This window comes from Pseudoalteromonas sp. KJ63-1, assembly GCF_055808145.1.
Window position 1 is genome coordinate 356273 of the sequence record NZ_JBVVRL010000002.1, and the last position, 17484, is coordinate 373756.

Genomic DNA, 17484 nt, shown 5'->3' on the forward strand with positions numbered 1-17484 from the left:
AGAAATCCTTTATTTTAATAGGTTTTTTGAATAAAAATATTCGCTAATCAATGCAATTTACGTTGTTACAATTTAACTATTACACAGCTACACTTTTGCGCAAAATATAAAGAGCATCTATATTTTAAAGTAATTTTCTTAGTCTATGTGAGAGCTCAATGGCAATACCAATAACAATTGCAGATGATTCAATGTTGTCTAGAAAAACCATTCGCAGGGTGCTCCCTGTTGATTGGGATGTAATCGTGCACGAGGCTAAGAATGGCGTTGAGGCTCTGGAGGCAGTTAATAATGGTTTAGCTGAGGTGTTATTTTTAGATTTACAAATGCCACAAATGAATGGTTATGAGGTGCTTGATGAACTGCATAATAAACATAAAAAAACCATTGTTATTGTAATTAGCGCTGACATTCAACCCGAGGCACAGGCATTGGTTAACTCCTTAGGCGCCTTTAGGTTTTTGAAAAAGCCTATTTCAGCTGAGGAGCTTAGTAATACGTTACACGAGGTTGGATTGTTATGATTTCAATAAGTGAAGAGGAGCAAGATGCACTGCAAGAAATAATGAATATTTCTATGGGACAAGCGGCTGATGCACTTGCTCGTTTAATTCAAACAAAGGTGGCGCTGTCTGTGCCCGCTATTGAATCTTTGTCGCCAGTAGCGTTTCAAGGGATACTTGAGGGGTTAAAAAGCAGTTGGTCTGCGAGGCAGTCATTTGTTGGTTCAATTCGTGGAGAAGTAATTACAAGTATTCAAAAGGAGGGATGTGAAGCACTCGCCGATATCATGGATTTTGATTTACCTCTAGATAAAGCGGCTACAGAAGAACTGGTGTTAGAAGTAACTAACATTTTATCTGGGGCTTGTTTGCAAGGTTTTACAAGTCAATTAGAGTTAACCACTCAATTAAATATGCCCTCTTTTTATTATCCTGAAAATGCGGCACAGAATATAGATTGGTCATCGATATTAGTTATTGAAGTTGATTTTAAAATAGAGCATATGAAGTTTGATGCGCGTGTGCTTATAGGTCTCAGTGAAGGGTCAATCGAACAAGCGCTTATTCCAATTCGTGCCTTGCTGGAGGGGTGATGGACGAGGCAGAATTTAAGCGCGTTATCCAGCAAATCCCCATTGGTGCTTGTATTATAGATGAAAATTGTATTATCACTTTTATTAATTCTGCTTTTTTTGGTGGTTTAACGACCCGAAACGATCATTTAACGGGACAAAACTTACTCACGGCTTTTGCTGAACAAGCAAGATTTTTAAAGCGTAAAATCGACAGTGTTTTTGTATTAAAAAATCCTAGTTTTAGTTATTGGCAACAACGCCCTCATGTATTTCCAATGCGCAGTACTCGGCCAATTACTGGTGATGAGTCACAAATGTATCAAAATGTACAGTTTATGCCGATTATCAACCAGAATGGCGATGTAGGCCATGTGTGTATTGTGGTAACAGACGTTACCGCAGAGGCGAGCTATTTTATGCAGCAAACGGAATTAAAAAATGAGCTTGAACGTGACCACAATAAGCTCAAGCAATTACATGACGAACTTAAAACCGCTCAAAAGCAAATGCTACAGTCTGAAAAAATGGCTTCCATTGGCCAATTAGCCGCGGGTGTCGCACATGAAATTAATAATCCTATTGGCTTTGTACGTTCTAATTTAGAAACACTTAGCGATTACATGGATAAATTAATAAAAACCAATGAAACACAGAAAAAAATAATCTTAAAGCAAGCCGAGCCGCGATTTGTAGCATTACTTGATGATGTTTACGAAAAAAACGGTATTGCTTTTATCTACGAGGATTTACCGGAATTAGTTGAAGAGTCATTAGGAGGGACTGAACGGGTACGTAAAATTGTAAACGGGCTTCGTGATTTTGCATCACAAGACAATGAAGATTGGTGCGAAATGAATTTGTCTGCAGAAATAAGCTCGGCATTAATTGTGCTCGAAAACGAAATAAAATATATAGCGACAACCGAGGTCACTGTACCAGAGAAAGACATTATTTTTTGGGCAAAACCTAGCGCGATTAGGCAGTTATTATTTAATACGCTAATTAATGCATTACATGCGATGCAACCTATGGGAATATTAAGTATTAGGTGTGATTACAATAACGATAAAGACATTTTTCTGGCTATATCTGATACGGGCTGTGGTATAGAACCTGATAATTTGGCACGTATTTTTGATCCCTTTTTTACCACAAAAGAAGTGGGTAAAGGTACTGGACTTGGTTTATCTGAAGTGTATGCAACTGTGCAAGAGCACCAAGGCGCTGTAAATGTTACAAGTGAGCTAGGTAAAGGCACATGCTTTGAATTTACTTTTAAGGCCGATTTGTATAAATAACCTGAACTCTGGATAATAAACCTATTTCTAGCAGCTATTTTCAGCGCTAACTGCGTTGAATTTACTTACAATAGGCCAGCTATTTACGCGTAAATTCGCCTTGTTTTCATTGAAAATCTCTGGCTAAAAAAATTAATTTAAATATTATTATTCAATATGTTAGGAAGTCTCTTAACCAGAGTTCAGGTTAAATAGATTTAAAAATTAAACTCGCTTTACTATTTTAAAATACAAGGTTAGGTTCTTATTGTTTGGTATTTAATATCTTTAGCGTGCCATCAGTTAAAATAGGCTTCTTCGGTAAAGTAATATAAAAAACAGTACCTTGGTTTAGCTGGCTTTCAACTCGAATTTGACCACTATGTTGCTCTATAATTGCTTTGCTTATAGCCAGGCCTAACCCTGTGCCTTGGCCTATTGGTTTTGTAGTATAGAAAGGGTCAAAAATTTTATTTAATTTGTCCTCCTCAATTCCACTGCCATTATCGGCAATAGTTATATAGGCATTTTTTTTATCGGCTTTAGTGGTGATACTGATGACACCGACCTTGTCGCAAATGGCTTGAGCGGCGTTAAAAAATAAATTTAAAAATACCTGAGAGAGCTGGGTTGAACGCCCTGTGATGATAACGGGTTCTGTATTGTAGTGTTTTTCAACGTTGGCGTTGTATTTAATTTCGTTCCAGGCAACACGTAATGTGTTATCAATGAGCTCGGTTATATCAATATCGCCAATTTGGGTTTGATCCGGATGAGCAAATTGCCTTAACCCTTGAACAATCTCCTTAACTCGATCAGCCCCTTCAGTCATTTCAGCAATGATATCTCTTGAGTCTGTTTGTAATTCATCAAATTGATAATGTTGTAGTGTATCTACTAATGTTTGCTGCGTTATGGCTTTTTCTGCTTTGAGCGTGTTAATTAAATGACTAAATTGCTCAAGGTTGTAAGCCAAATTTTGGATATTACTAACAATGTAGCTTAAAGGGTTATTTATTTCGTGCGCAACGCCTGCCGCCATTTGCCCTAACGAAGCCATTTTTTCAGAGTTGATTAACACTTGCTCAATGTTACTTTGTTTTTCCTCCATTTCTTTTTGTTTAACAAGTAAGTTTCGTTTTTCAAATTGTGAAATTGTATTACCCGCAAAACTGACAAAGCGCTGCATTAAAGTAATATCGTGCTGATTGAACGCCCCAATTGTTTCTGAAAAAATATAGAGCTGGTAGCTTTCTGTACTGGTACTTACTGGGGTGGTGAGCATTGCATGCTGTGAATGCCAAAAAGGATCAGTTACTTGCCAATCAGAAAGTTGGTGTAAGTTAAATACATTTTTAATGTCTCTATTGGGTTTATTTAGTGCTTTGAGTTGGGTAATTATTTCATCACTTTGTGGGTGCGATGCTGTAACTAATGTAGATAATTCATTGCTGGGGTTTATTTTAATTAAAATAGCCGCAGAAAAAGAGATCGCTTGTTGCAAAATATCAAAAAACTCAGTTAGCAAGGTTTCAGTTCTGTCGTTCTTTAAAATGGCATCTAAGCCGTTTAAGATCAAGCTATTAAAAGCACGGTTTTCTTCAAGTGCTAAATTATGAACCTGTAATAAATGCAGTTTTTCTAATAGTATTTCGTTGTTGCTCATACTGGGTCACCAAAAATTTCACATGAGATCATTAAGTTACCATGTTTACTAATTGAGTCGCTAAATGTACCGAGTTCTCCAAAGGTAAAGCCCATAATAAGCGGTGTGTTGGGTAATTGTGCTGCAATAGATTGCTTTACTTCTTGCATTGCCTCTTTAATTGATAGCATACAACCACCGCAAAAAATAATAACAGCACCGGTAATATTTTTTATAGCGTGGAGTTTTGCCAATTTAGTTAATGAGGTGACAACCATATCAGCTCGCTTTATTAATTGCTCTGGGCTTCCTGAGGCAAGGTAAATCGTATCGCCAACATGTAGGTTAGAAAATAATTCTAGCGATCCATTTTTTGCTATAGCTGGGTGGCTTAGCAACAGCCTAGGAATCTCATCATCAGAGGAAAGGGCTCTTGCCAGTGGGGCCATCGTTGATTGTGCAAGAATATTTCCTGAAGTTAAGGAGTTTAACCCTATGTTTTTTCTCCATTGATTATAAACATCAAAGGCGGGCTTGTTATCGATTGTTTTTAATATGCGCCCGTCAACGTCTGTCACTGTACCCTGCTGGTCAGTTTTATCATACCCTGAACTATAAAAGCCGTATGTTTCTACTGACGGATATAACACCGCAATAATAAAACCTTGTTGGTATACATTTTCAGTATCGCTAAAACACCACTTTGCCGAAATATCGTTGTCGGCGCAACTTCCTCCAAAAACAGGGATACGCTGGCCGATTGCATCTTGAATTCCCTGCAAAACTAGCTCCTCATTACCTGGAATTTGAAAGCACCAGACCATTTTGGGCGCGAGTCCAATTTGGCCTGCATTAGCAATGGCTTTGAGTACAGTGTTAGCTGCATTTTCTCTTAGGTTATTAGTTGTATTGCAACAGGCAATTCCATAATGACCCGTTGAGTCTTTGATAGAGAATAAACTAATGCTTTGCTCATTTAACGATAAGTTTTTTTCGGTTGATGAGCCAAGGCAGGAAGAGATGATTAAGCAATTTTGAGTGTTTTTTATCAAGTTGGGCTGGCTATTATAAAGATATTTAATGGTATCGGTTGTAGCAAAGCCGAGCAGTAAATCTGGGTTGTTGTTTGTAAACTGACTTACAGGTTTGATAAATTTATTTATATCGCTGCCGTGAGTGTGAAAAGTTTCAATGGCGAACATAGATGCCCCTTGGTAATAATAGCCACAACGCTGGATGTTTTTAACTAAAAATAATCACTTAGAATTTATTTTAGACTATTATTATATAAAGTGAACTGGATGGCTTATTTTTAGACGGTATCATTTTTGTTTAAGTTGTATCTAGTGATTGCAATCACTTATTAATGATAGAAACTTTAAATCAATATAGATGATCTAAATAAGGTATCAGTTAGATAGGCAGTTACAGCTAAGTGGCATTATTGCGTATATAGTTAGATACAACATACTTTTGCTGATGTGAACATATTTGGTTGCTTAGCAAAGGGTACTTAGAAGAACAATCAAGTTAGCAAGAGTACAACCCCATTTTGAGGTGTAGATAGTGGCTTTGCGAATTTTATTAGTAGACGATGAACTCAATGTATTGAAATCTTTAAAACGAGTCCTTGTTCGTTCTGGTTATGATGTGCTGACGGCATGCTCTGGTTTTGAGGCACTTGAAATATTAGCGGCTAATCAAATTGAGATAGTCATTACTGATTTTAGAATGCCAGAAATGAACGGCGCTGATTTATTACGCCAAGTTAAAATTAATTGGCCCGATTGCGTAAACTTAGTGCTAAGTGGGTATGCTGATTTTAAGTCTGTGGTTGAGTTATTAAATCAGGGATTGGTATTTCGTTTTTTAGAAAAGCCATGGGTCGATAGTGAGCTACTTGAGAACATTAGTGAGGCGCAAGTAAAATATGAACAGCGCCGAGCAAAAAGAGTAAGAGATCAGTTATTAATGGGCAGCATGTCTGGCCTAATAGAAATAGACAATAATGGCATTATTAATCGTTTCAATGCGCCTGCTGCTGAAATAATTTCAGATATTCATTTATACGAAAACAAACACCTCGCCCATTTAGATACAGCTCAAAATAAAGCGGTAAGCCAGTCTTTTGTTGACAAACAAAGCAGTACACTTTTTATTAATTATGCTTGCACTTTTGATCTAGTTAAAAGCGAAGAAGTTATGATTGAACGTTGTTTACATGACGATTTTTGCCAGCTTTTAAAGTTATCAATTAACTCAAACAGCATGAGTAATATTTTTCAACTTACAAGAACACAGTCAGTGGTGACTAACGAGTCTAACTTTTATCATCATTTAGCTCTGTGTGAAGCGAATAAAGAATGTTATGCCCTCGTTTATATAGGTATTGCGCAGTTTCAATTAATTAATAATTTGCTAGGGGGCGAAGATGGCAGCCACCTTGTAAAATTGGTTTTGGAGGTGCTAAAAGGCGTATCAAAGAAGCCGGTGAAAGTTCTTCATAAGAGCGCCGATCGGTTTGTATTATTTGTTCCTGAAATTAAATCTGATAGTGAAATTTTAACCGTTCTAAATAAGGCGATGAATGATCTGAAAAAAGCACTCCCTAGTAAATATATCGATGCCCAAGTGCAGCTTTATGGTGTGTATGGTTTGTTTCCTGAGGATAGTTTAGAGGGAAAAGAACTCGTTAATCAAATGCAGTTGACGTTGAATTATCAATTAGATGAACAGCAGCATATTTTTTCTCGCTTTGATCCTCAGTTGGTAGCCGATTATAAAAAGAACTTTGAATTAAGCCGTTTACTATTAACTGCGGTAAATAAAGATGAGCTGTCATTACGTTTTCAACCAAAAGTTAACATTGAAACAGGACAAGTACTCAGTGCTGAGGCGCTCATTCGCTGGTATGAGCCAAGTAAATATGGCTGGGTTCCCCCTGCACATTTTATCCCGATTGCTGAATGCGATGGTCAAATTATATCAATAGGGCGCTGGGTTATTTCTCAAAGTTGTAAAACACTAAAATATTGGGGGGATAACAATATAGGTGTGAACGTGTTGGCTGTCAACATATCTGCGAGGCAGTTAAAAGATGATCCCGATTGGGTTGACTACATGCTCGAGTGCTTAAGTCGCAATACTTTAGAGCCATCACAGTTGGTTTTTGAGCTAACAGAAACCTATTTAATCGAAGATTTTGCTACCTGCGAACAGCAATTAATAAGACTAAGGGCTTTGGGGTTTAGGCTATTAATTGATGACTTTGGCGTGGGTTATTCATCACTTGGCTACCTTTCTAAACTGCCAGTAGATGGCGTTAAATTGGATAAAGCGCTGATTACTGATATTGAATCGTCTTTAGCAATGCAAAGTATGATTCGTAACATTACACGTATGTCTCACGATCTCAGTCTTATAGTGATAGCAGAGGGGGTAGAGACTGCCTTTGAATGCGAAGTGATTAAAAAATTAGGCTGTGACTACATACAGGGCTATTACTTTAGTGAGCCTTTAGAACAGGATGATTTTTGTAATTATTTAAACCATTTTAATTCTCAAGGTGCGCAATGAGTTCGATAGCGGTTGTCATATTAGACGATGATGCTTTTTTATTAAAAGTATTACAAAGGACTATTCATCGAGCCTATCCAGAGGTTGATATAATGACAACCTCTGATATTGATGAATTTTGGCAGCTGCTAAACACTAAGCAAGACTTAGATTTAGTAATAAGTGATTATTTAATGCCGCAAATGAATGGATTGGATGTTTTAGAGCAATGCTCTTCACAAAACCCCTACCCAGTTAGAGCATTACTTACTGGTGATATGACATTGAGCACCATGATGCGACAACCTAATGTTGTGCATGCTTACCTTGCTAAGCCGTTTAATGAAGCAGATATAACCGCGCTTTTTGACAATGTAGCGGCGTTAAAGTCGTTACCTTTTGCATTTAATGTGCGCAGGCAGTTAGGGGCTATGATCAGTTTTCCTGTTTACCCTCTCATTTTAAAAGAACTCATAGACTTAGTACAAAGCGATGAATTTGATTTACATGATATTGCCCATGTTGTTTCTCAAGAGCCAATAATAACGGCTAAATTGTTACAACTTGCAAACTCCGCTTATCTTGGTTTTGTAAGGCCAACATCGTCAATAGATGAAGCTGTGTCGAGGCTCGGTACCACGATATTAATGGCTATCACCACTTCTTTATTGGTTGTTAAAAACTTTGAATCGTCTATTCCTGTTGACGTCCATGAAAAGCAATTGAATATAGCGGCGAATTACGCTAGTTGTGTTAAGGATTTTGCAAAGCTGGCTGGTTTTAACTTGCATGATCAAGAATTGTTATTTTCAGTGGCGTTATTGAGTTTTGTCGGCAAGATCATTTTATTATCTCAAGCTCAAAGCGATGTGTCAGATCAGCATGCGCAAACCATCAGCGATGGATACGTAAGTGCCAATTTTATTTCTGCCTATGTTTTAAAGTTATGGGGATACGACACAAAAATATGTAACTTGTTGATGAGTTGCCATGATTTAGATGGCACTGATGATAATGAGTTAACTCTGTTTAATCACATGTTGTATATAGTTTGGCAAATTATTTTTGACGAGCAACCCCCCATGCAATTACGTGCATACTGTGACTCAAAAGGCGTAGACCCTTTACTTTGCCATGTTATTAGCGAATTTGATTGGCATAGTTATACATCTTAAATAGGCCCTATATAAAATAACGTATAATAAACGGGCTGTATTACACAACCATCTATTTATAATCTCTTCTGAGTTCCCTTTCTTATTTTTTATTATCTACTTTAGTCTAATAAAAACCGTATGAAACGTCATTGTATGTACGCTTTACGCTCATTGCGGTATGAAAAACATACAACGTTGATGTTTTTAATAATTATAAAGAAAACCCTTATGTTTAACATTGTATTAACCTTTGTGGGTGAGATATTAAATTGCTAATTTGGGCGAATTTTGAGCTTTTAAAGGTGTTATTCTCCTGTTTTTAAAGTTATTTGCATTCTTATGCCAATTTTATCAAGTTTTTTGTTTCTTTTTGTTTGTGTATGTTGCTAGGATGTTGGCAAGGGGATACACGAATATACCCTACACACATTATAAGAATACACAAAACAGGGTCATCATTATGTCAACATATCGTTTAAACACCTTGGCTGTAGCAGTTGCTTTTGCTTTCAGTGCGCCGAGTATGGTTAATGCACAAGTAGTGCCAACTAAAGCTGAAAAAAATATCGAACAAATATCTGTTTTAGGATCGCGAGTTTCAAACCGTACAGCCACTGAGTCATCATCACCTATTGATTTAATTGACGCAGATGATTTAAACAAAGGCGGCTTTACCGAACTTGGGCAAAGCTTACAGGCAACGGCGCCGTCATTTAACTTCTCACGAACACAGGTTTCTGATGGCTCTGATTTATTTCGCCCTGCTACATTACGCGGCTTACAACCAGACCAAACGCTGGTTCTAGTAAACGGTAAACGCCGCCATAATCAATCTATTTTTGGTTTAACAAGCACTGTGGGCGGTGGCTCTGCCGGTACTGATATGAATGCGATTCCACTAATTGCTTTAAAAGGTGTTGAAGTGTTACGTGATGGTGCGGCGGCTCAGTATGGCTCTGATGCAATTGCAGGGGTTATCAACTTATCACTTAATGACTCAACAGATTTAACCACCGGTTACGTTCAATATGGTGAGACGGCAGAAGGTGATGGAGAAACAATTTCAGCCGGTTTAAACCGTGGCTTTGAATTAGGTAATGAAGGCGGTTTTATTAATTTATCGCTTGAGTACCGTGATGCAGATAAAACTAACCGCGCAGAGCGAGATACCGGTGGTTCACTTAATGTCGCACCAGGTACTTTATCAGACAAAGTTCGCTGGGGACAAGGTAATGCAGAGAGTGAGTTCACTTCGGTATTTTACAATATGGCCCTGCCAATGGGTGAAGGAGAGCTTTACTCATTTGGTGGTTACTCTGAGCGCACGGCACTAGGCAACGGCTTTTACCGTAACTTTAATGAAGCGTCTAAAAACGTAACGCAAGTTTACAGCGATGGTTTTTTACCGCAAATCGACAATGAAGCACAAGATATTTCGGTATCGGTTGGTTTTAAAGGTGAAATTAACCCTGATTGGACCTACGATGTTTCTGCTGTTTATGGTGAAAATCAATACGATTTTACCTCACGAAATACTTTAAATGCGTCATACGCGGCGGAGTATTTATTTAATAACCCGGGTGCAAGCGATGCCGATATAGCCGCGAATGCTGGCCCTACAGAGGGTTATTCGGGTGGTTTTAGATTTGATCAAACAACGTTTAATGCAGATATAAACGGAATTGTTGATATTGGTCGTAGTGAGCCTGTTTATGTTTCAATTGGCGCTGAATACCGTAAAGAAAACTATGAAATTGTACCAGGTGAGGTGGCATCATACGCGTGTGGAGCAGCCAACACGGATACCTCATATCCATCGGTGAACGATCCGAGTCAATTTGCACAATGTGGTTTTCAAGCTTATAACGGCCTTCGTCCTGAAGCTTCGAACAAAAGCGATCGTGATAGCTACGCAGTATATGTAGATGCAGAAACCATGTTAAGCGATGCATGGAATGTGAGCGGCGCACTTCGCTATGAAGATTTTTCGAATGCGGGTGACGACATCATAGGTAAAGTGGCAACACGCTATGAATTTAATGATGACTTTGCAGTACGTGGTGCGTTATCAACGGGCTTTAGAGCGCCATCATTACAGCAAAGTGGTTACACTGCTTTTACCACTAACTTAGGGTCTGATGGCACGTTAAGTCAGTCGTTTACTGCGACAACGGGCTCTGCATTTCCTGCAGCTTTAGGCGTTGATACTTTAAAGCTTGAAACATCAACTAACTACAGTGCCGGTTTTGTTTACGATGTGACCCGTGATTTATCATTAACGGTGGATTTTTACCGTGTAGAAATTGAAGACCGTATTACGTTAGGCAGCTTGTTGTCGGCTGATGATGTCTCATTTAGCGCTGAGGCAGTTGCCGCTCTTCAAGCAACGGGTGCAGTGCAAGCGAATTATTTTTCAAATTCAGTGAATTCAACCACCCAAGGTGTGGATATTATTGCGTCATACCGCACTGATTTATATGACGGTAATTTTTCAGCTACGTTTGCGGGTAACTTAAATGAAACCAAAATTGATAGTGTGAATGCAGCACCGGGTATTCCAGAAAGTGTAGCGCTTGATGACATTCAAAGTAGCTTTTTAACCGACGGACAACCGGGTGAGCGTGCGACGCTTACCTTTGATTATGAGCGTGATGCCTACAGCTCAATGATCCGCTTCAATTACTTTGGCGAAACCGATGTGAAGTACTTTGGTAATGACCATATTGAGCTTGCAACAGATGGCTCATTTAAAGCGACGAGTACCGTAGAAACGGCAGTACTCGTAGATTTAAACGTAAGCTATGAAATTAATGAGATGTTTTCGCTATCGGTTGGAGCAGACAACGTATTTGATGAAACACCGGATGAATTAGGTGATGATGAAGTACTAAATGCTATTTCAAATGGGGCATTTAAATACCCGTTACGTGCAGTACCATACGGTTTTGATGGCCGTAGTTACTATGCAAAACTAAGTTTTAGTTTTTAGTTTTTAGTTTTTAGTTTTTAGGTTAAGTTAAACCAGCAAAGGCGCCGTTTTGTACGGCGCTTTTTTTATGCTTAAAAAACATTGAAAAAGACATTAAAAATGATTGCATGCTTGAAAATTAAGCCTACAATCGCCACCAATAACACAGTGGGATATGTATCCCTCGCATTTTACTAATAGGAAAAAAATGGCTAAAAAAAGCAAAGCAAAAGCGGTTAACAAATCCGCAGTAGACACCGGGCGCGGAGTGATAAAGCACAACGCATTAGCAGCACTGGTAACTTCTAAAGTATTTAAACCGCAAGTGGTTAAAGCTAAAAAAGGCAAAGGTTCGTTTAAACGTAACAACAAACATGCAGGACAAGAGTCCTATTTAATCGCGGCTTAATTAGCACCGATCAAATAGGACTTTTGTTGCGAGTTGGCTAAGTGTTTGCTGAAATAAGGCGGGCTTCGAGCGACGGGTTTCGAGTCACGAGCAGCGAACACAACCTAGCACCTTTAGCCTTTTCTTTCCGCGCAGCGCCTCATGATCTCTTTGTGAATTAATCACTTAAAACATGTTTGCACAAAGAGAAGTGAATGAGGAGTAAATGAGAAGGCAACGGGCTTCGAGTGACGAGTAGCGAGCTTGTGCAAACAGTCTAGCATCTAGTCATATCAGCCCTTAAATCTATTCTTTCAGCGCAGCGCCTCCCGCTGCTCTTAGCCCGACGCTCGAAGCCGTATCCTCGTTATCCATGTATTATCGATTTAGAATTTGCCAAATAAGAACCATGGTTGATCACTGTTTGCGAAGGGTTCTCACCAAATAATTGCGTGTAGTCTTTGGTAAATTGTCCTGCATGCCAAAACCCCCAATTGGCAGCAATCACAGAAATAGGTTTATCTTGCTTTGCTAGTTTCAGCTCTCTTCTGACATTGTTTAATCGGGTTAAACGTAAAAACCGCAGTGGGTTTATCCCTAAAATACTCTCAAAACTATATTGTAAGGTACGTCTGCTCACAAAGGTAAGTTCGCATAATTGAGTAATTGTTACCGTATTTTGTGGATGCGCTTTTATATAATCTTTAACTTTATCAACAACCGCTTTGCGGTGTTTATAACTGGGAGCGATACGTTGACACGGAGTCTGTTCGTTTAGTAAATGTAATGCCAACATATTAAGCATATCTTGCTGTAAATCGGCACTTAGGCCAAAAGCGTTGCTGCTAACCATACTGTTTATTATACCCCTGGCACTTTTTAGCATGGCGTTGCTTGTTGTGTGTCGCTCAGTACCTGAAGAGGTTATATTTTTTAAGTATACCCCTTGTATCTGAGCCATATGTTCTAACGATTGCGTGTCTATTACTAAACCATAAATATTAAACTGCTCAGGTGTAATAAGCTCAAAGTTACTCTCACTGGTTCGACACATAAATTGATTACTTGCCACATTTAAGCCATTAATTTTGCTTTGCTGTGATTGCTTTGGGATCCCAAGCCAAATAGATCGCGGCGCTATTGCGCATTGTTGGTGAAGAGCACGCTCTGTGTATTCTTCAAATGCATGAATATGAGGGTAATCCACGCTCTCAATACATCCAAAAAATCGCCCATCACTGAGCTGATCATATTTTTGCTGCCACTGCGTTAAGTTATGAGCCTGCTCATCTATATCTTGGGTATACACCATGCTCTTTTGTGGTGCGCTAGCTAAATCTTGCTGCGTCATATTGGAGTTACTCTTTGTTTTTTTATTTTTATTAAGATTAAGTTACCACCAGTAACTATAGTTAACTATATGAAATAAAGCTAAAAATGATGATTTGCCAAAATTCGATAGTGTCTTGGTACGAATTAAGCTCTCTTGAAACTAAACAAAATTGATTTATAGCTTATAGGTCAGCAAAACCTGTACCAAGGTTTGAACTAGTTGTTATGTGGAGTAGATCATGGGGCAAAGGTACCGATATACACTGGGCACGCAGGTGTATAATTTTAAAAATTTGGCGCAAGTAATGGCAAAAGCCACTCCTCATCGCTCAGGTGACAGGTTAGCGGGTGTTATTGCTCAATCAGCGCAAGAGCGAGCGGTGGCGCAAATGACCTTAGCGGATATTCCGTTGAAGACATTTTTAAATGAGGCACTGATTGCTTATGAAGACGATGAAATAACCCGCTTAATTATGGACGATCACGATGCTAATGCATTTATGGCGATTGCTCATTTAACCGTGGGAGATTTTCGTAATTGGTTATTAAGTGACTTTGCAACTCCCTCGGTACTTGCAAGTGTGAGACAAGGGATCACCCCGGAAATGGCTGCGGCTGTTAGCAAAATAATGCGTAATCAGGATCTTATTCTTATTGCTAAAAAATGCCATGTAACCAGTGCATTTAGAAATACCATTGGTTTACCTGGCCATTTATCTACTCGTTTGCAACCTAACCATCCTACGGATGATATTAACGGTATTGCGGCCTGTATTTTAGATGGGTTGCTGTACGGTAATGGTGATGCGGTAATAGGTATAAACCCCGCAACCGACAATGTAGCGCAGGCTATTAAGTTGATGACATTGATGGATGAGGTGATTCAAAAATATGAAATTCCTACCCAAAGCTGTGTGCTTACCCATGTCACTAATACGATTGAATGCATAGAAGCGGCGGCACCGGTTGATTTAGTGTTTCAGTCTATTGGTGGAACAGAAGCCACCAATTCGAGCTTTGGGTTTAATTTAAATACTTTAGCTGAGGCACAAGAAGCTGCGCTGAGCTTAAAGCGCGGCACGGTAGGCGATAATGTGATGTATTTTGAAACAGGGCAGGGCAGCTCGCTTTCGGCTAATGCGCATCACGGGCTTGATCAGCAAACCTGCGAAACTCGCGCGTATGCCGTTGCACGAAAATTTAATCCATTGTTGGTTAATACGGTGGTGGGATTTATAGGCCCGGAGTATTTATTTGATGGCAAAGAAATTACCCGCGCGGGGCTTGAGGATCATTTTTGTGCCAAATTACTGGGTATTCCGATGGGATGTGACGTGTGTTACACCAATCATGCCGAGGCTGACCAAAATGATATGGATAATTTACTTACGCTGCTTGGTGTAGCTGGGTGCTCGTTTGTGATGGGGATTCCGGGCTCCGATGACATTATGCTCAATTACCAAACTACCTCATTTCATGATGCGTTATACGTGCGCCGAGTTCTAGGCTCTCGTCCCGCGCCAGAATTTGAAAAGTGGCTTACGAACATGAACATTATGAAAAACAGTAGCGATGTTACTTTATCGCACAGTCTCCCCGCTGCATTTGCTAAACCGTTAAATGCGCTGGCAGGAGGTCGTTCATGACTGCTGATATTAAATCAAATGACCTGGCTAACACTGATCATAAAAATAATGGCAATGTGGTGCATAACCCATGGCGTGACTTACGCCAGTTTACTGATGCTCGCATAGGGCTTGGTCGAGCAGGTATTAGTTTACCTACTTCTGAAATGCTGGCGTTTCAACTGTCGCATGCGCAAGCACGCGACGCAGTCAATTTTCCACTTGATATCAATGAAATGAAAGCAAAGTTAACCGCTATTACTAAAGCCAATGCCCGTGTATTGCATTTACACAGCCAAGCGGTTGATAGAGTCACTTATTTACAACGACCGGACTTAGGTCGAAAGCTAAATGAGAATAGTCGTCAATCATTACTCAATTTTGTTGCTGAGCAACAGCAAAGTACTCAAGAAAAATACGACTTAGCCATTGTGGTCGTTGATGGTTTGTCATCGTTGGCGGTTCAAAAAAATGCAGCTCCTTTTATAACTGAATTACTTTCACAGTTGAGCGTTAATATTTCACTTACTCTTGCACCAATCACCTTAGTTGAACAAGGGCGAGTAGCCATTGGTGATGATATTGGTGAGCTATTAAATGCCCAAATTGTAATGGTGCTCATTGGTGAACGCCCGGGGCTTAGCTCACCAGATAGCTTGGGGCTTTATTTAACCTGGGAGCCTAAAACAGGACTTAATGATTCGCTGCGTAATTGTATATCTAATATCCGTCCTGCCGGTTTGCCCTATATTGATGCGGCAAGACGGGCAGCTTACTTATTAAATGAAGCTAAAACATTAAAACTAACAGGAGTGAACTTAAAAGATCGGACACAGGATGATGTGATTGAGCATCAACAATCGAGCCGTCATTTTTTAAATGCGGAATAACGGTAATTAACAATAAAAATGAAATATCGATAAAGAGGATGTTATGTCTACTAATAATTCAGAGTACTTAGCAAAAAGGCAGCTCAAAGGTGGCACTGCAGGTTGGTTATTGCTGGCAGGGTTAGGGGTATCGTATGTGATTTCAGGAGACTTTGCTGGGTGGAACTTTGGTATTGCAGAAGCTGGCTGGGGCGGCTTCGCGATAGCGGCAGTGTTAATGGCGATTATGTATCTTACCTTAGTGTTATCGCTGGCTGAAATGTCAGCTGCTATTCCTGCTGCTGGAGGAGGTTATAGCTTTGCTCGCCAAGCAATGGGGCCAACGGGTGGTTATTTAACTGGCCTTGCGGTGTTAATTGAATATGCGTTAGCACCGGCTGCCATTGTGATATTTATTGGATCTGCAGTGGAGGCGTTAACGGGGTTTAATGGCCCATGGGTTTATGCACTATTTTATTTGGTGTTTGTAGGTATTCATTTAGCGGGTGTAGGTGAAGCGCTGAAAGTAATGATGGTAATAAGCGGTTTAGCGGTACTGGCTATTGTTGCAACGGCAGTGGTTTTAATTACAAACTTTGACGCTACCAACTTATTTGATGTTGCAGTAACTGATGCCGCAGGTGCGAATGAATTTTTACCTTTGGGTTGGTATGGGGTATGGGCAGCTTTACCTTTTGCTATGTGGTTGTTTTTAGCGGTTGAAGGCGTGCCATTGGCGGCTGAAGAGGCAAAAGATCCAGCTAACGATGTACCTAAAGGTATTATTGGCGCTATGGTATTTTTATTGTTTACCGCGTTATTAGTGGTTGTGTTAGTACCTGGCGCAGCAGGTGCAAAAGCAATGGGCGCGAGTGCAGTTCCGCTGGTGGATGCGTTAAATGCGACGGGCAATAGCGATTTAGCTACCGTGGTTAATATATTAGGGTTAGCAGGATTGGTTGCATCGTTTTTCTCTATTATTTACGGCTATAGCCGTTTGGTTTTTGCGTTATCGCGTGCTGGGTATTTACCGCGTTCGTTATCAATTACCACAGCGCGAAAAGTGCCAGCACGAGCGCTTATTGTACCTGCTGTATTTGGTTTTTTAGCCTCACTAAGTGGTGAGGGCGATTTAATGTTAGCTATGGCGGTAGTGGGGGCAACGGTATCGTATGCATTAATGGCACTGAGTCATATAATGTTACGCGTAAAACAACCTGATTTACCTCGACCTTATAAAACGCCTGGCGGCATTGTCACTTCAAGTATTGCATTGTGCTTATCCTTGATTGCACTGACCGGTGTGTACGCCTTTGATCCCCGCGCTTTTTTATACACTATGGTGTTATTTATAGTCGGTGCGGCGTATTACTTTGGCTTTAGCTCTAAACATTTAGTGGCCAAAAGTGCCGATGAGGAGTTTGCTATGCTAGCCGATGCTGAGGCTGGTTTAAATACAGCGATAAGTGAGGGGTAATTTTCATTTACCAAAATAACTCATGTGGCTTTAATCTTCGAAGAGTTTGTAATGGCGCGGTAAGTTTTAACTTACCGCGCTTTTTATTGTAAATAAACTCAGTAATACAGAAG

Annotated in this window: 13 protein-coding genes; 10 read left to right on the forward strand and 3 right to left on the reverse strand. The window is 39.7% G+C overall.

All coding sequences use genetic code 11. From position 1 onward, the window contains the following. Nucleotides 1–158: 158 nt before the first annotated feature. Genes AC0L7Q_RS18065 through AC0L7Q_RS18075 form a run of 3 tightly spaced genes read left to right on the forward strand, consistent with a single transcriptional unit; the run spans nucleotide 159 to nucleotide 2376 of the window. Complete coding sequence (locus tag AC0L7Q_RS18065; RefSeq protein WP_409426104.1) at nucleotides 159–524, forward strand: response regulator; 366 nt, start codon at nucleotides 159–161, stop codon at nucleotides 522–524. Beyond that, nucleotides 521–1096 (forward strand): chemotaxis protein CheC, encoded by a 576-nt coding sequence (locus AC0L7Q_RS18070; protein WP_033103510.1) that lies wholly within the window; start codon nucleotides 521–523, stop codon nucleotides 1094–1096. The genes AC0L7Q_RS18065 and AC0L7Q_RS18070 overlap by 4 nt, the downstream gene beginning before the upstream one ends. Next, nucleotides 1096–2376 (forward strand): sensor histidine kinase, encoded by a 1281-nt coding sequence (locus tag AC0L7Q_RS18075; RefSeq protein WP_409426105.1) that lies wholly within the window; start codon nucleotides 1096–1098, stop codon nucleotides 2374–2376. The genes AC0L7Q_RS18070 and AC0L7Q_RS18075 overlap by 1 nt, the downstream gene beginning before the upstream one ends. Nucleotides 2377–2620: 244 nt before the next feature. Here the strand turns inward: AC0L7Q_RS18075 and AC0L7Q_RS18080 are convergent, their stop codons facing one another. Together AC0L7Q_RS18080 and AC0L7Q_RS18085 are read right to left on the reverse strand one after the other, a co-directional pair. Continuing rightward, a complete protein-coding gene (locus AC0L7Q_RS18080; RefSeq protein WP_409426106.1) occupies nucleotides 2621–4021 on the reverse strand; it encodes a sensor histidine kinase in 1401 nt (466 codons plus the stop codon). Continuing rightward, on the reverse strand, nucleotides 4018–5202 hold the full coding sequence (locus AC0L7Q_RS18085) for an FIST signal transduction protein (protein WP_409426107.1): 1185 nt from the start codon (nucleotides 5200–5202) through the stop codon (nucleotides 4018–4020). The genes AC0L7Q_RS18080 and AC0L7Q_RS18085 overlap by 4 nt, the downstream gene beginning before the upstream one ends. A gap of 364 nt (nucleotides 5203–5566) precedes the next feature. On the opposite strand from AC0L7Q_RS18085, the gene AC0L7Q_RS18090 reads away from it, so the two are divergent. From AC0L7Q_RS18090 to arfA, 4 genes are all read left to right on the forward strand, one after another. Then, nucleotides 5567–7576 (forward strand): EAL domain-containing response regulator, encoded by a 2010-nt coding sequence (locus AC0L7Q_RS18090; protein WP_409426108.1) that lies wholly within the window; start codon nucleotides 5567–5569, stop codon nucleotides 7574–7576. After that, on the forward strand, nucleotides 7573–8730 hold the full coding sequence (locus AC0L7Q_RS18095; RefSeq protein WP_409426109.1) for an HDOD domain-containing protein: 1158 nt from the start codon (nucleotides 7573–7575) through the stop codon (nucleotides 8728–8730). Before AC0L7Q_RS18090 ends, AC0L7Q_RS18095 begins: the two co-directional genes overlap by 4 nt. A gap of 442 nt (nucleotides 8731–9172) precedes the next feature. After that, nucleotides 9173–11701 (forward strand): TonB-dependent receptor plug domain-containing protein, encoded by a 2529-nt coding sequence (locus AC0L7Q_RS18100; protein ID WP_413403481.1) that lies wholly within the window; start codon nucleotides 9173–9175, stop codon nucleotides 11699–11701. Nucleotides 11702–11888: 187 nt separating this feature from the next. After that, nucleotides 11889–12089 carry an alternative ribosome rescue factor ArfA gene (gene arfA, locus AC0L7Q_RS18105; RefSeq protein WP_413403483.1) on the forward strand — a complete coding sequence of 67 codons (201 nt, stop codon included), beginning with the start codon at nucleotides 11889–11891 and terminating at the stop codon, nucleotides 12087–12089. Nucleotides 12090–12435: 346 nt separating this feature from the next. Here arfA and AC0L7Q_RS18110 read toward each other — a convergent pair whose 3' ends face one another. After that, on the reverse strand, nucleotides 12436–13419 hold the full coding sequence (locus tag AC0L7Q_RS18110) for a helix-turn-helix domain-containing protein (protein WP_409426112.1): 984 nt from the start codon (nucleotides 13417–13419) through the stop codon (nucleotides 12436–12438). 220 nt (nucleotides 13420–13639) lie between these two features. Here AC0L7Q_RS18110 and AC0L7Q_RS18115 point away from each other — a divergent pair, with 220 nt between their 5' ends. Genes AC0L7Q_RS18115 through eat form a run of 3 tightly spaced genes read left to right on the forward strand, consistent with a single transcriptional unit; the run spans nucleotide 13640 to nucleotide 17371 of the window. Further along, complete coding sequence (locus tag AC0L7Q_RS18115; RefSeq protein ID WP_413403485.1) at nucleotides 13640–15046, forward strand: ethanolamine ammonia-lyase subunit EutB; 1407 nt, start codon at nucleotides 13640–13642, stop codon at nucleotides 15044–15046. Next, nucleotides 15043–15915: an ethanolamine ammonia-lyase subunit EutC gene (gene eutC / locus AC0L7Q_RS18120; RefSeq protein ID WP_413403487.1), complete on the forward strand. Its 873-nt coding sequence runs from the start codon at nucleotides 15043–15045 to the stop codon at nucleotides 15913–15915. The genes AC0L7Q_RS18115 and eutC overlap by 4 nt, the downstream gene beginning before the upstream one ends. A 43-nt stretch (nucleotides 15916–15958) precedes the next feature. Further along, nucleotides 15959–17371, forward strand: coding sequence for an ethanolamine permease (gene eat / locus AC0L7Q_RS18125; RefSeq protein WP_413403489.1), 1413 nt, complete (start codon nucleotides 15959–15961; stop codon nucleotides 17369–17371). The last annotated feature ends 113 nt before the right edge of the window (nucleotides 17372–17484 follow it).

Coding starts and splice junctions, on each gene's coding strand:
- AC0L7Q_RS18095 (WP_409426109.1), top strand. CDS start 7,573: ATGAGTTCGATAGCGGTTGTCATATTAGACGATGATGCTTTTTTATTA.
- AC0L7Q_RS18065 (WP_409426104.1), top strand. CDS start 159: ATGGCAATACCAATAACAATTGCAGATGATTCAATGTTGTCTAGAAAA.
- AC0L7Q_RS18080 (WP_409426106.1), bottom strand. CDS start 4,021: ATGAGCAACAACGAAATACTATTAGAAAAACTGCATTTATTACAGGTT.
- eat (WP_413403489.1), top strand. CDS start 15,959: ATGTCTACTAATAATTCAGAGTACTTAGCAAAAAGGCAGCTCAAAGGT.
- AC0L7Q_RS18085 (WP_409426107.1), bottom strand. CDS start 5,202: ATGTTCGCCATTGAAACTTTTCACACTCACGGCAGCGATATAAATAAA.
- AC0L7Q_RS18110 (WP_409426112.1), bottom strand. CDS start 13,419: ATGACGCAGCAAGATTTAGCTAGCGCACCACAAAAGAGCATGGTGTAT.
- arfA (WP_413403483.1), top strand. CDS start 11,889: ATGGCTAAAAAAAGCAAAGCAAAAGCGGTTAACAAATCCGCAGTAGAC.
- eutC (WP_413403487.1), top strand. CDS start 15,043: ATGACTGCTGATATTAAATCAAATGACCTGGCTAACACTGATCATAAA.
- AC0L7Q_RS18115 (WP_413403485.1), top strand. CDS start 13,640: ATGGGGCAAAGGTACCGATATACACTGGGCACGCAGGTGTATAATTTT.
- AC0L7Q_RS18100 (WP_413403481.1), top strand. CDS start 9,173: ATGTCAACATATCGTTTAAACACCTTGGCTGTAGCAGTTGCTTTTGCT.
- AC0L7Q_RS18070 (WP_033103510.1), top strand. CDS start 521: ATGATTTCAATAAGTGAAGAGGAGCAAGATGCACTGCAAGAAATAATG.
- AC0L7Q_RS18075 (WP_409426105.1), top strand. CDS start 1,096: ATGGACGAGGCAGAATTTAAGCGCGTTATCCAGCAAATCCCCATTGGT.